Raw genomic sequence first — 14,593 nt, 5'->3', positions numbered from 1 at the left:
GATACATTTTTTTTAGTTAATAAATGCCCTGTCCGTCCTCTTCCCTGCAGGGACGAAGGGCACAGAAAGATGAAACGAGCCAGTCATGGCCCATCCGGGTCTGAAAAGGGTTTTAGGTTTATTCCTTGCTGTTGACTAAAGTTTCTTTGCGGTCATTGCAACGCGTAAACAATGCCGCTAACGATGCTACATCCGGTCGATTCAAAAACGGGAACTAAAACTTAAACACACAAGCCCTCTGCTAACTACAGTTGATTGTCTTCATATACGTGCTAACATTAAATTAAATATTTAGGAAAAAAACATGGAATTAGATCTTGGTTTTTTAAACAAACACTAAAAATTCTATTGTTAACTATAGAACAAGGTATGACATTCGTTTAATTTAAGCAAGACCAACAGGTAAATTTTTAATCAGGAAATAAGAATAAAGTATCAGCAGCAAAACCGTGTATCCCTGTTTTTGCTGCTGATAACATTTACTCAAACGATTACAATCTCTCTGAGATCACTTTCACCGCCCTTCCTCTTTCCAGCTCATTATGTTCCTGCCACTGGTCCTGCTGTTGCTTTACCAGCTGTTCCATCTGCCAGGTCATAAATTTTGCTTCCAGTCTTTCCAGGCAAAGCTGTTTGTTCTGCAGCTGCGAACGACTGTCCATTGCCAGTACCTGGATACCGGAAGGAATGTGTGTACCCCTGACAGCGGTTTCTACTTTGTTTACGTGCTGTCCGCCGGGACCGGAGGCCCTGCAGGATTCCAGCTTTACATCTTTAGGATTCCACTTCAGCTGTTCCTTCATATCGAATACTTCCACTCCTACAAACCAGTTCTTACGTTTGTGGAATTTACGGTAGGGGCTTTCGGCTATCCATTGTACCGTTCCTTTCCATTGGCGGATGAAACTTTCCAGGTTGGTACCTTTTGCTTTCAGCAGGGCGGAAAGCAGGGTGCCTTTCAGATCACCCTTTTTACTTTCCAGCACTGTAATTTCTATTCCGGCCGCCTTGGCTTCCTTCATCATCAGTTCCACTACCCGGGCTACTACCCTGGTACATTCTGCTGGTCCGCGGCCGGATGTTACCTGTATAATTAAATTGTCCATCTGTTATTCTTTATGCATTCTTACAATACGGGGCATAAAGCGCCCCTCTACAGCTACCAGCTCCTGCTGTGCAGCTATTACCTGTTCTATGTCCTTATAGGCCAGCGGATTTTCTTCCACGCTGCCGCCTATTAAAGTGACGCCGGCAGTTGCCAGCATTTTCTTTAAACCGGAAACTGTCATACTCTCCCTGGCGCGTTTGCGGCTCATCGCTCTGCCTGCGCCGTGGGAAGCGGAGTATAAAGAGTGTTCCACACCTTTACCAGACACCAGGTAGGCGGCAGTGGTCATACTACCGGGAATAATGCCCATCTCACCTTTATGTGCCGGTGTAGCGCCTTTCCGGTGAATGATCACATTTCGTCCATCCGGCAATTCATCTTTCCAGGCAAAATTGTGATGGTTCTCTACAGTGACCAGTCTTTGTAATCCCAGCTGTTTCAGCATGTTGATATGGATCCTGTCATGACAGGCTTTGGCATAGTCGCCAGCCAGTGTCATGCTCAACCAGTACTCCTGCCCTGCTTCGCTATTCATATCCAGCCAGGCCAGTTGTTTTGCTTCGCGGGGCAGTCTGCAGGTGTCCATTGCAATGGCTGTATAATGCTGCGCGATGTTGGCTCCCAGTCCGCGGCTACCGGAATGGGATAACAGTGCCAGGTAATCTTTTGCTGGCAAGCCAAGGGAATTATCTTCAGATAATGTGATTATCCCTAATTCCACGAAATGGTTTCCGCTGCCGGAACTACCCAGCTGACGGGCGGCTTTGCTTTGCAGCTGCCTCAGCAGGTCTGTGGCATGGAATGCAGGATGGTCCAGTACGGGATGTTCCTGTTTTATTTCCAGGCCGCCTTCCATGCCGAAATGCGTGCATTCTTTCAGTGCCATTTTTACCTGGTAGCTGTAGCGTTTCAGGAAGCTTTCGCCTTCATCTATAATAGATAAAGCCATACGGCAACCGATATCCACTCCTACAGCATAAGGTATTACTGCATTGTTTGCTGCCAGCACGCCGCCTATCGGCAAGCCGTAACCGGTATGTGCATCCGGCATAAGTGCGCCCTGTACCGTTACAGGTAATGACATGGCTGTTTCCATCTGCTGCTTGGCGGAATGTTCTATCTCTTTTCCACCATAGATATGCAGTTGTCCTTTTTCCTGTAATAATGAGAATGACTGGTGATGACATTCCTCTTCTTTATCAACAAATGTCTCTGCTATCTTTCCGACAATCGTATCTGTTATAAATTGTTCCGGATGTTCTTTGATAGCTGTGAGCATAGCTGTCAGCTGCTCTTTTGTATGATGTTTGAAATGTTTTGAAATAATATTGATGACAAGGCTACGGGCACGGTCATCCGTGTAACCGAGCTTGCTCAGTTCTTTTGTACGTAAATTGCCCATGTGGGTATGTAATAAATTGTATGCTGATAATTATGTTAATTGCATGGCATACCCTTTCTGCGGATGCAGTTCATGGAGGCTAACAGGCATAGAAATGAGAAGCTGATGCTGTTAGGCAGCGGGCAGAAAGGGTGATATGTGAATACGTTCTGTCATGATTCCTTTTGTTTTTAGAAGTGAAGAAATAAGGAATACGGGCGCAAAGGTATGTTTTTTTCTGATTATCTTCGTTGTGGCTGCTGAAAATTAAATTTATTTTTCGCGACGGTGTGACTATCTAAATAAAAAAAATGAAAATCTTCAATATCATCTTTTGTATCCTCTTCATTGTTTTTGCAGGTCTTCAATATAACGATCCTGATCCTTACGTATGGATGCCTATTTATCTTTTCGGAGCAGTCTGTTGTTATCTTGCGGCGCGTAAACGTTTTTACAGAAGCGCTTATGTTATAGGAATTTTCATCTACCTGGCTTATGCAGCATACCTGTTCTTTGATAAAAACGGTGTCATAGACTGGGCTGTTGAACATCATGGAGAGAACATTGCGGGAACAATGAAGGCATCAACACCATGGATAGAAGAAACCCGGGAGTTCTTTGGCCTGGCCATTCTTATTATAGTGCTGATGATCAACTATGCTTATGCAGGGAAGCTGCAAAAAAAGCAGCAGCAATAAAACAAGAAATTAAAAAGCCGGCCTGGAAACAGGCCGGCCTTTCATAACCATCACTTTTACTTTATCTATTTAACCAACAGCTGGAAATTCAGGATTCCCAACGCGGTCTTCTCTGCCGCATCTGCAGCTTTGATACGGAAATACAGTGTATGCTTCTTTCCGTCTGCTACAGGCGCAAAGCTCATTATAGCTGAATTAGGCATTTTCGCTTTTGCTCCTACGCCTATTGTTACTTCTCCCAGTTTAGCGCCATCTATTTTATCCAGCATTGCTTCTACGATATAACCATATTGCAATGCTTCCTGTGTAAAGTATAATACATTGATACCACTGATACCGGCCAGGTCAAGATCATTGTAAGCCACCCATCCGTTAGAAGCTGGTATCAACAGTTTCATACCTTCTGCTTCAAATACAGATACGCCGTCTGATCTATCAAAACCATTTGCCGGCAGTTTCGGACTGCGTAAAGTGGCTGTGGCACTGCCTGTAATAGGACGAATGCCCGGGCCTCCTTTATCAGTATAGCTTGCCATCAGGTAAAGCACACCGTTATCTTTCTCCGGTTTGCCTGCTGTTGCGTCCACAGTTCCTATTGCAGGAAGGGAGGCTGGCTGTTTATTACCTCCGGCTAAAGACATCACATATTCCACCAGCTGATGCGCTTCCACCTGTGTAATAGTAGGATGTGCAGACATAGCTGTTTCTCCCCATACGCCGGCACCGCCTTTGATGATCTTGTCTGCCAGGTAGTCCGGCGCTTTAGGATCATCTTTATATTTCTCTGCCACTTCTTTGAAAGAAGGACCTATGGATTTCTCATCTGCTTTATGACAGGTTTTACAATCGCCGGATTCTACCATGTTCTTTCCTGCAATAGCGCCTGTAATAACCTGGTGGCCCTGCTGCGGGATACCGGCCTTATCACTTCCTTCCATATAATCTGCCCTGATAAAGAGATTAGCGGCATCTATCTTACCATCTGCAGTAGAACCATCTTCTTTATCAGTTACCGTAACGGTATAAGCTACCTTTTTGCCGGGGAAATAGAACATACTGTTGCCGGCAATGCTCACTTTTACTTCCGGTGTTTCGTTACCTGCATATAAAGCAATGCCCTTACTACGGGTGCTGGCGCCCTTATTATCTATCACCTCTACTGAAACGGCATACTCTCCGGGCGAGGTGTAAGTCACCTCTGTTTCAGGTTCTTTCGTCTCTCTCTTGTTGCCATTACCCAGGTACCAGAGGTAAGTGAGCTTATCGCCATCAGGATCTGAAGAACCTCGGGCACTCAGCTTTACTTTGAACGGCAATCCGCCGGAAAGTTTATCTGCGTGGATATCTGCTACGGGGGCACGGTTACCACCGTTGTAGTCAATACGGGCTAATCCGGCATCTTTATTCTTGCTGAACCATCCGTTACCATATTCCAGCAGGTAAAGACGGCCATCGGGCCCCATTTCCATATCTATGATAGCATTGAACTTCGTATTGGGCATGAAAGGCTCTGTCTTGGACAGGTTAAAGTCCTTGTCAAACGTCACAGCCTTGATCCAGCCACGCATCCAGTCATAGATAAAGAACTTGTTGTTATAATAATCCGGGAGACGGGTCTCTTTGGGATAAAATTCAGTATAGTATATGGGGCCAGCCATGGAATTACGTCCGCCGCTACCCATAGACGGGAAGTCGGGCGATTTTGCGTATGGATACCAGATAAATGCCGGCTGTGCAGGTGGCAGGTCTTTGAGACCGGTATTATTGCGGGAGTTGTTAACTGGTTTTGCAGGATCGAACGGAGGGCCGCTTTCACCGGTTTCATAGTTATACAGCCGGTAGGGATAGTTATTTCCTACAAACATAGGATAACCATAGTTGCCTGGTTTCTTAGCCTGGTTGATCTCATCGTATCCCCGCGGACCACGGTTCGGATCATCGTTATTGGCATCAGGCCCTACTTCACCCCAGTATACGTAGCCATTCTTTCTGTCTACCGAAATACGGTATGGGTTACGGGTACCCATTGCAAATATTTCCGGGCGGGTTTTGTCGGTGCCTTTTTTATAGAGGTTGCCTTCGGGGATGGTATAAGTACCATTTTCGTTGAGCTTTATACGGAGTATCTTTCCTCTCAGATCGTTGGTGTTGGCGGAAGTGCGGCGACCATCATATTGCAGGTGCCCAGGACGGTCATCCAGCGGGCCATAGCCGTTGGTCACGTATTTCTGTCCAGGTTCATCGAAAGGCGTGCTGTTATCTCCTGTAGAAAGATATAACAGGTTGCCCGGGCCGAAAGTAATAGAACCGCCGGTATGGCAGCAGATATTACGTTGTGAATATAGCTGGAGGATGATCTTTTCTGAAGATGTATCGAGCGTATTATTCTCAAACTTAAAGCGCGATAAGCGGTTTACAGAAGTATCTGCAGGAGAATAATAGATATATACATAATGGTTGCTGGCGAAATCGGGATCGGCGCAAAGTCCCAGTACACCTTCTTCTGCGTTCACATTAGGCACTTCTGCTTTATAATATACCTGCAGGAAACCTACCTGTGACAATTTATGTGTTGACTGATCGAAGTACATGATCTCTCCCCTGCGCTGTGCAATGAGGATATTCAGGTCGGGCAGTATAGTCATTTCCGTTGGTTCAAAGAATTCTCCGCTGATCAGCACATTCTTTGTGAAACGGTTCTCTTCAGGTACGCGTAAGGTTGTAGCCTTACTGTACTCCAGTACTTTATTTTTGCCTATTGCATATTTGATACCGCCCAACAGGTGTTTCAGGAAGTTATCTTCTTTATAGGATTCTTCGGTGTGCCCCAGTTCTGTGTAGAATGCGCGGCCACCGTCATATTCATGGTACCAGCTGATAGGATGATCAGGACCGTTGGCGCCACCTTCATACGTTTTCTCGTCCACTGTGATGAGTACGTGCGTATTCTTGTTGATCTTCTTAAAATTGTACCACTCATCAGTATGTTCCCAGGTATCGGGCAATTGTGCGGTAGCGGGGAATGTTTTGTCTTTTACTTTCAGGGTAGCCTTATGAGTACCGGCAGGATGGTTGTCGAAATAAGCGCCGGCCAGCAGGCCGTACCATCCCCATTCATATTCGGTATCTGTGGCGGCGTGCACGCCTACATAACCACCGCCGGACTGTATATATCTTTCAAAGTCAGCTTCCTGGTAGTTGTTCAGTACATCGCCGGTGGTGTTGAGGAAAATGACTGCAGCGTATTTCTGCAGGGAGTCTTCTGTGAAGTAGCCGGCATTTTCTGTAGTGTCTACTTCAAAGCCATTTTCTTTTCCTAATTGCTGAATAGCTTTTATTCCAGCCGGTATAGAGGCGTGGCGGAAACCCGCGGTTTTTGTAAATACCAGTACTCTGGGGTTTCCTGGCCGGGTTTTCTTCTGGCAGCCGGACATTACTGTTCCCAGTAATGCCAGCAGGATAATAGCATACCTGATTTGCATGATGGTTTTTATGTTGATTTACATATTATGTTTAGTCTTTCGATCGTATGTTCATCGCGTAACGAAGCCCGCCCAGCACATGCTGCAGGTATACCGGATCAGCATAGGACTCTTTAGTATGTCCCAGTTCAGTATAAAAAGCCCGTCCACCCTCAAAATCATGGTACCAGCACATGGGATGTTCTGTTCCGTTGGTGCCGCCTTCATAAGAGCTTTCATCTATTTTTATCAGCACGTGTACGTCAGGGTTCAGGTCTTTGAAATTGTACCATTCGTCTTTCCGTACCCATTTCTCCTGGAGGTGTTTTGTAGCGCCGTTATTCCTGTCTACCACCAGCAGGGTAGCTTCCTGCTGTTTCGGGTGACTGGTAAACCAGGCGCCGGCCAGTTTATTATACCAGGGCCAGCCGTATTCTGTGTCTGTTGCTGCATGGATCCCCATATAACCGCCGCCGTTATGGATATATTTTTCCATAGCAGCCTGTTGTTCATCATTCAGTACATCGCCGGTAGTGTTGAGGAACAATACGGCGGCATACTTCTTTAAATTTTTGTCATTGAATACGGAGGCGTCTTCCGTGGTATCCACACTAAACCCGTTTTCTTTTCCGAGGTTTATCACGGCCAGCCTGGCTGTGGGGATACAGTCATGCCGGAAGCCGGCGGTTTTGGAGAATACGAGCAGCCTGGGTTTAGCTTTGGCAATTGCGGCTGCCAGGGGAAAAGCTGCCAGCATTGACAAAAGCAATGCCGGCAGTATATATTTCTTTACGTGGAGGATCTTCATGTTCATAGTTGATTATTACAGCACGAGGATTTTGATATTGCGGTACCATACGCCATCACCATGGTCCTGCAGGGCGATGTGGCCTTTTGCATATTCCCCGAAACCTTTCCAGGTCTTGAACTTGCTGTTGGCAACTAACTCTTTCCATTCATCTGTGCCCATAGTTGTTTCCACTGTTTTGGTACCGTTGAGCCAGAAGGTGAGTTTACCGTCTTTCTTCCTGATCTTCACTTTGTTCCATTCTCCTACAGGTTTTGCTGCGAAGGATGTTGATTTCTTCAGGTCATACAGATCGCCGGAGTTGTGTTTAACGATCTTTCCGTCTTTGTGTTTTGCGTCGTCCAGCACCTGCATTTCGGGGCCGGTCAGGTAAGTAGCGCTAAACTCAGGCGCTTCGTGTACGCTGAAAATGATACCGCTGTTACCGCCTTCTGAAATCTTCCATTCCAGGGTCAGTTCATAGTTTTCATATTCATCGTTGGTAACGAGATCACCACCGGGAGCTCCGTTTTTCTTAGCCTGCTGATCCAGTGCCAGGGCCCCATCTTCTACTTTCCAGGCTGCGCTGGCTTCTTTCTTCTGGTAGGTATGCCAGCCATCGGTGTTGGCGCCATTGAATAACAGTTTCCAGCCAGCGGCTTTTTCCTGTTTGGTAAGTGTGTTTAATTTTTGAGCTGAGGTAGAAACAGTGATCAGACTGAGTGCCAGAACGGGAATAAAATGCTTCATTGCAATGAGTTTTTTTAAGGACCGTTAGTCTGCAGGCTGAGAGCTTGCAGACTAACGGTATATTGAAAGTTGAGAGACCACTTAATAAAATAAAAAATAATGGGGGCCACGGGGGCCATCCTCTATTTCAATGAGAGGATATACTTCACCATTTCTTTCGCATCGTCTTTGGAGAGGTCGGCATGCGGCGTCATTGCCACTTCACCCCAGTGACCGCTGCCACCGCTGATGATCTTGTCTGCCAGCATCTCTATATTGGCATCTGTAGCTTCATATTTCTGTGCTACTTCCTTGTAGCCCGGGCCTACCAGTTTGGTATCTACTTTATGGCAGGTTTTGCAATCTTTCTGCTCTATCAGTCCTGCACCTTTCGATGCTGCTGCCTCGGCTGCCTTGGTATCTACCATTGAATTGTCTACAGGCGCTTCGCTGGAAGCTTCTTTCTTTTCAGTTTCAGTGGTTTTGCTGTCGCTTCCACCGCCGCAAGCGGCAAGTAATACTGCACTTAATACTACAGGCGCCAAAAAACGCATTCTCATTTTTTTCAATCGTTTATAAGTTCCTAAATACAAATTTGACTATGGGTAAAAATAGTGACGAATCATGAAAATACCTTGTCCGGCCTCACGAATATGATAGCCGGTAAATAGTCCCTATGTCCATCTTTTTTCATGTTCGTATTTACAGTTTACAGGCCCAGTATTTTCCTGTTCATGGCTTCGTCAGCCCCTGTACCTGCAAAGTCGTCAAATGCCTTTTCAGTAACGCGGATAATGTGATCTTTGATGAAAGGCGCGCCTTCTCTTGCTCCATCTTCCGGGTGTTTGATACAGCATTCCCATTCCATAACGGCCCAACCGGAAAAATCGTATTGGGTGAGCTTACTGAATATGGCTTTAAAGTCTACCTGTCCGTCGCCGAGGGAGCGGAAGCGGCCGGGGCGGTCTATCCATCCCTGGTAACCTCCATATACGCCGGAGCGGCCTGTAGGATTGAATTCTGCATCCTTTACATGGAACATTTTAATCTTTTCATGATAGATGTCGATGTATTGCAGGTAATCCAGGCATTGCAGTACAAAATGGCTGGGATCGTAGAGGAGGCAGGCACGGTTGTGGTTGCCGGTTGCTTCGAGGAAGCGTTCGTAGGAAGCTCCGTCGTGCAGGTCTTCTCCGGGGTGGATCTCATAGCAGACGTCTACGCCGTTCTCTTCAAATTCGTTGAGGATAGGCAGCCAGCGTTTGGCCAGTTCTTTGAAACCGGTCTCTACCAGTCCGGCGGGACGCTGAGGCCATGGATATACTGTATGCCACAGCAGAGAGCCGCTGAAAGTAGCGTGCGCATTCAGTCCGAGGTTACGGCTGGCTTTGGCTGCATATTTCATCTGGTTTATGGCCCATTCTGTGCGGGCAGCGGGGTTGTTCCGCTTATCAGCAGGCGCGAAGCCGTCAAACAGTTCATTATATGCCGGGTGAACGGCTACCAGTTGTCCCTGCAGGTGCGTGGACAGTTCGGTAATTTCCAGTCCGGCAGCATTTACAATGCCTTTGATCTCATCTGCATAGGTCTTGCTTTCGGCCGCCTTCTGCAGGTCCAGGATCTTAGGATCGTTGGTAGGGATCTGTACCCCTTTAAATCCGAGGCTGGCAGCCCATTTACAGATATTCTCCAGGGTATTGAAAGGAGCGCTGTCCCCCAGGAACTGCGCCAGGAAGATCCCGGGTCCTTTGATCGTTTTCATGTATCTGGTTATTTATGTGGAATGAGAAGATCAGATTTCGAATTTGGTCCACTTTTCAGTGCTCTGGCTGGAACGTACTACGTTGTCGATAAACGCCATGCCACGTACGCCTTCTGCAACGCCGGGGAAGTCCAGTGATTCAGGAGAAGGGGTGGTACCATTGATCTTAGCCTGTAATGTCTGGGCAAAGTTGCGGTACAGGTTGCCAAAGGCTTCCAGGTAGCCTTCCGGGTGTCCGCCGGGAGTACGTGTGTTGTGTACAGCGTAGCTGCTCAGGTGGCCGCCATAGTTTCCACCTGCGCGGTAGATCTCTGCAGGTTTGTCCAGCCATTTTACCAGCAGGGTGTTAGGCTCATGCTGTGCCCATTCCAGGCCGCCTTTTTCTCCGTATACCCTTATTTTGAGGGCGTTCTCTTCACCTGCAGCCACCTGGGATGCCATGAGCACTCCGGTAGCGCCGGTATCAAAACGCAGCAGTACGGCGCCGTCGTCATCCAGTCCGCGGCCTTCCACAACAATGTTCAGGTCGGCGCACATCTGGTCTATTTTAGCGCCGCTGATATATTCGGCCAGGTTAGCGGCGTGGGTGCCTATGTCTCCCATACAGCCGCTTTTGCCGGAACGTTTGGGGTCTGTTCTCCAGGCGGCGCCGGCGCTTTCTTTTTCTGCCGGTTTGCTGAGCCAGCCCTGGGGATATTCCACCCATATCTTGCGGACCTTTCCAAGGGCTCCGTCTGCTATCATGCGGCGGGCCTGTTTTACCATTGGGTAACCGGTGTAAGTGTGGGTCAGCAGCAGGGAAAGACCTGTCTGCTCAACTTTAGCTTTCAGCTGCTTTGCTTCTTCGAGAGTGAAGGTGATGGGTTTTTCTATCACCACGTTAAAACCATTTTCCAGCGCCAGCATAGCGGGCTCGAAGTGGGCGAAGTTGGGAGTAACGATGGTGATGAAGTCGAGCCTTTCTCCTTCAGGCAAAGCGGCTTCTTTTTCCAGCATGGTCTTGTAATCAGTATACGTACGGGCAGGGTCAAGGAAGATAAGCTTTCCGGATTCAATAGCTACTTCAGGATTAACGCTCAGGGCGCCTGCTTTCAGCTCTATCAGCCCGTCCATATTGGCTGCTATACGGTGAACAGCACCGATGAAGGCATCTTTACCGCCCCCGATCATTCCCATTCTTAACTTACGGTTCATTGGCAAAACTTTTAATTCTTTATAATAGGATTTGAGTTGTCAGTTGTTTAATTAATTAACGCGGAAATAACGTTTACTTCAGCTACACCAGTTGGCAGTGCAGTATCTGCGGGCACACTACATCATAACGTTTTTCAACAGCTGAGACCAGGCTTGCAAATATAAATCCTTAAATGTAGAAAACTCCATGCACATTTTCATGTGATATTTTTCTGAGGAATTGAGGGGTAACCTCTACAACCTGATAGAAAATTATCCTACGAAAGTGTTATAAATAACACTATTCTGCACAACTTTATACCTGGAAAAAAGGCGGGGAAGGATCTTAAGAAGCAGGAGATAATCAATTTGGAAACAAGGGGTTATAAAAAAAAGAAGAGCCAAATAAGACTACCCGGCTCTTGTTTTACTATCCTATGAAAACCCTAATGATGTAAAGGTAAAATGTTGTAACAAATAAAGGTGTTAAGCAGTCGTTAATAAATGAAGATTTTTGGGGACTGTGCTCAGAAGTGGGGGGAACATGCTTAGAATAAGCCTGGAACGTGCTTTGCACCACGCCTTTGACATGGATTTGATGTGGAGATGATGAGAAGGTTGTGTGCTGTTTCTGACAGCTATAGAGGGGGAGCTGCAGATGGAAAGTACTACTTTCTTTCAGAAAGCACTGTGGCGCTAAAGTGATACCGCAATGCATACACTATCCATACTTTATAGTAGGCTTTGAGTGGAAGTATCCCTACAGTATCTATACTTTGGACGGGGCATAAGTTAACCTGCCTTTTGGGGTGAAAGTTCTTTTTGAAAGGGGGCTTTCCGTCTGGTTATATTTAAACAGCCCGTTATGTTACTTATTTAATATTTTTTTTCTACATACTTTTTTTGCTTCTTTGCGGACATTTAGGGGTAATCCTCAATAGAAAATTGTCATTATGTCAGAATACCTGCTTTCCGTGATCATTCCTGCGTACAATGAAGAGAGATATATCTATGATATACTTGAGCGTGTACAGGCTGTAACCCTTATCGGAAATGTACAGAAGGAACTGGTGGTAGTGGATGATCATTCAAAAGATAATACCGGTGCGGAAGTAGCCCGGTTCAGCGCTGCCTATCCGCATGTAAAGCTGCAATATGTACGACATGAGGTAAACCTGGGCAAGGGCGCCGCCCTGCGCACGGGTATACAGAAAGCCAGCGGCGACTTCACTATTATACAGGATGCTGACCTGGAATACGACCCGGAGGAATTTAACAAGCTGCTGAAACCTATGCTGAAAGGCGTGGCTGATATTGTATACGGCAGCCGTTTTATGGGAGAAGGTCCTCACCGTATCCTTTTCTTCTGGCATACTATAGGCAACAAGATACTGACCTCTCTCTCCAATGCGTTGACCAACCTGAACCTGACGGATATGGAGACATGCTATAAGCTGTTCCGCAGTCATATCATCAAACAGGTAGATCTGAAGGAAAACCGGTTTGGGTTTGAACCGGAAGTTACCGCCAAAATAGCCCGCGTACAGGGCATCCGTATTTATGAGGTAGGTATAGCCTATTATGGCCGTACTTATGCGGAAGGTAAGAAGATCAACTATAAAGATGGTTTCCGTGCTATCTATTGCATTATTAAATACAATATCTTCTCCAGGCAAAAACGCCGGATTGAGCTCAACTAAATAAACGGCCATGCTGTTCCTGCTTTTAAAGTTCCTGTATATTATCATACTGTCATACCTGTATGGATATCCTATACAGCAGTTATTACATAATAAAGTACTGAAGAACACAGCAGCACGGCCGTCCTTTGCACTTACGGCGCTGACGGGCTTCTTTGGCATTACTGCGCTGGGAGCCATCCTTTCACTCTTTATGCCGATAGCGGCCACTGCTCATGTTATTATACTGGCAGGCGCTGTTGTCTTCTACCTGTTACAGCGAAGCAGTATTAATGCTGAGGTGAGTGTTTATGTGCAACGGGCGCGCAGCGCATCTCCGGGTATACAGCTGTTCTTCCTGGCAGCGGTATTATATGTGACATATCTTTCGGCTCAGCAATCCTTCACATATGATGAGGGGCTTTACTATGCGCAATTTGTTAAGTGGATACAGCATTATCCCGTTGTACCGGGGCTTGCCAACCTGCATTACCGTTTCGGGCTGAATTCCCACTGGCATGTGCTGGCTGCCGTATTTAACTTCTCCTGGTTTACCGGCACGGGGGATAATCACCTGAATGGTGCACTGTACCTGCTCACAGTACTGTACATGCTTCCCGGCAAACAGGATTCTCCTTTTATTACTTTTCTGAAAACAGGTCTGCTGGTTATGATCAACATGCCACAGCTCTGTGTATATAATATCATTGCTCCTGCTGCTGATCTGCCTGTATTTTATATAGGCCTGCTGGTTATACTGGTATGGCTGGAGCAAAGCGCCCGCAGGGAATCGCTCACAGAAGGGGCAGACAGTGTATTCCTGCTGCTGGCACCTATCTACCTGGTTACTGTAAAAATATCTGCGGTCCCGATATTACTGCTGACAGCTATACTGTACCTTCAGTTGCTTCGTAAAAAACAGGTTGTGCAGTTTGCCTTGTTACTTGTGCCGGCTGTATTGATCATGGGGCCCTGGGTGGTACGCAATATTATCCTTACAGGTTACCCGGTATATCCTATGCAGCTGCCGGCATTCTTTCATACCGGCTGGGAAGTGCCGGCAAGCGTTATACATACGCTCAGGCTTCATATTACATCATTTGCCTTTTACCGTACTGCGGATGTGGAACGGCTGATGTCAGACTCTGTCATACAGCGTTTCAGTGCCTGGTTTATGCAGAATCTGCGTATATATGATAAGGTGATGGTATTGTGTGCTTTTATTTCTCCGCTGATAGTGTTCCTGCGCCGTAAGCAGCTGCCGGCGGGTTTTCTGTCGCTCTATCTTTTCCTGATGCTGGGACTGTGTTTCTGGATCATACAGGCTCCGGACCCTCGTTTTGGTTATAGTTACCTGGCGCCGTTGCTGGTGCTGACAGCTGTGCTCTGCATACCTGCTCTTCAGAAGAAAACTGTTTTTACGCTTGCATTATTTGCTGCACTGTTATTTGAAACAGGTACGCTTTTCCTGCAGGCACGTCTTCACAGGGCTTTTGCAGCTGAGGGACTGATCACTTCTGTTTCAAAACAAAACTGGATAACACCTGCTCCATATACAATACAGCCTGTTAATACGCAACAAGCTCCTTTCCTTATGTATGTTCCTGTGGCTACGGAATTATGCTGGGATAATCCACTGCCTTGTGTAGATCATCTGCCAACAGGGATTAAGATGAGAGGGAGTTCTCTGGCGGATGGTTTTGCTCCTGTGCAATAATATAAAAATATAAATGTGTTGCAGTATAGAAACTCACACAAGAAAAAAGGTTTCGCCGGCGGCGAAACCTTTTTTCTTGTGTGAGTTTCTGACTGGCC

Annotated in this window: 11 protein-coding genes; 3 read left to right on the top strand and 8 right to left on the bottom strand. The window is 46.7% G+C overall.

What is annotated here, in order from left to right; all coding sequences use genetic code 11:
* Positions 1–491: 491 nt before the first annotated feature.
* On the bottom strand, positions 492–1,106 hold the full coding sequence (gene prfH / locus GO493_RS15850; RefSeq protein WP_157307184.1) for a peptide chain release factor H: 615 nt from the start codon (positions 1,104–1,106) through the stop codon (positions 492–494).
* Positions 1,107–1,109: 3 nt separating this feature from the next.
* Positions 1,110–2,510, bottom strand: a complete 1,401-nt coding sequence (locus GO493_RS15845) for an RtcB family protein (protein ID WP_157307183.1) — start codon at positions 2,508–2,510, stop codon at positions 1,110–1,112.
* A 290-nt stretch (positions 2,511–2,800) separates the two neighbouring features.
* Here GO493_RS15845 and GO493_RS15840 point away from each other — a divergent pair, with 290 nt between their 5' ends.
* Positions 2,801–3,187, top strand: a complete 387-nt coding sequence (locus GO493_RS15840; protein ID WP_157307182.1) for a transmembrane 220 family protein — start codon at positions 2,801–2,803, stop codon at positions 3,185–3,187.
* Between the two features lie 65 nt (positions 3,188–3,252).
* On the opposite strand, the gene GO493_RS15835 is transcribed toward GO493_RS15840, so the two are convergent.
* The 6 genes from GO493_RS15835 to GO493_RS15810 all read right to left on the bottom strand — a co-directional run bounded on the left by GO493_RS15835 (position 3,253) and on the right by GO493_RS15810 (position 11,120).
* Positions 3,253–6,669, bottom strand: coding sequence for a ThuA domain-containing protein (locus GO493_RS15835; RefSeq protein ID WP_157307181.1), 3,417 nt, complete (start codon positions 6,667–6,669; stop codon positions 3,253–3,255).
* Between the two features lie 31 nt (positions 6,670–6,700).
* The gene (locus GO493_RS15830) at positions 6,701–7,456 is read right to left on the bottom strand and encodes a ThuA domain-containing protein (RefSeq protein WP_198315729.1); all 756 of its coding nucleotides are present in this window, start codon (positions 7,454–7,456) and stop codon (positions 6,701–6,703) included.
* Between the two features lie 15 nt (positions 7,457–7,471).
* Positions 7,472–8,185, bottom strand: a complete 714-nt coding sequence (locus GO493_RS15825; RefSeq protein ID WP_157307179.1) for a 3-keto-disaccharide hydrolase — start codon at positions 8,183–8,185, stop codon at positions 7,472–7,474.
* Positions 8,186–8,307: 122 nt separating this feature from the next.
* Positions 8,308–8,724: a c-type cytochrome gene (locus GO493_RS15820; RefSeq protein WP_157307178.1), complete on the bottom strand. Its 417-nt coding sequence runs from the start codon at positions 8,722–8,724 to the stop codon at positions 8,308–8,310.
* A gap of 149 nt (positions 8,725–8,873) precedes the next feature.
* On the bottom strand, positions 8,874–9,926 hold the full coding sequence (locus GO493_RS15815) for a sugar phosphate isomerase/epimerase family protein (RefSeq protein ID WP_157307177.1): 1,053 nt from the start codon (positions 9,924–9,926) through the stop codon (positions 8,874–8,876).
* A gap of 30 nt (positions 9,927–9,956) precedes the next feature.
* The gene (locus GO493_RS15810; RefSeq protein ID WP_157307176.1) at positions 9,957–11,120 is read right to left on the bottom strand and encodes a Gfo/Idh/MocA family protein; all 1,164 of its coding nucleotides are present in this window, start codon (positions 11,118–11,120) and stop codon (positions 9,957–9,959) included.
* 932 nt (positions 11,121–12,052) lie between these two features.
* Between GO493_RS15810 and GO493_RS15805 the strand changes: the two genes are divergently transcribed.
* Both GO493_RS15805 and GO493_RS15800 read left to right on the top strand, forming a co-directional pair.
* Positions 12,053–12,799: a glycosyltransferase family 2 protein gene (locus tag GO493_RS15805; RefSeq protein ID WP_157307175.1), complete on the top strand. Its 747-nt coding sequence runs from the start codon at positions 12,053–12,055 to the stop codon at positions 12,797–12,799.
* Between the two features lie 10 nt (positions 12,800–12,809).
* On the top strand, positions 12,810–14,495 hold the full coding sequence (locus tag GO493_RS15800) for an LIC_10190 family membrane protein (protein ID WP_157307174.1): 1,686 nt from the start codon (positions 12,810–12,812) through the stop codon (positions 14,493–14,495).
* Positions 14,496–14,593: the final 98 nt, after the last annotated feature.

It is taken from the genome of Chitinophaga tropicalis, from assembly GCF_009758205.1.
In the GTDB taxonomy this organism is placed as follows: domain Bacteria; phylum Bacteroidota; class Bacteroidia; order Chitinophagales; family Chitinophagaceae; genus Chitinophaga; species Chitinophaga tropicalis.
Note: the sequence above shows the minus strand (reverse complement) of the source record. Positions and strands in the feature narration are given on the sequence as shown.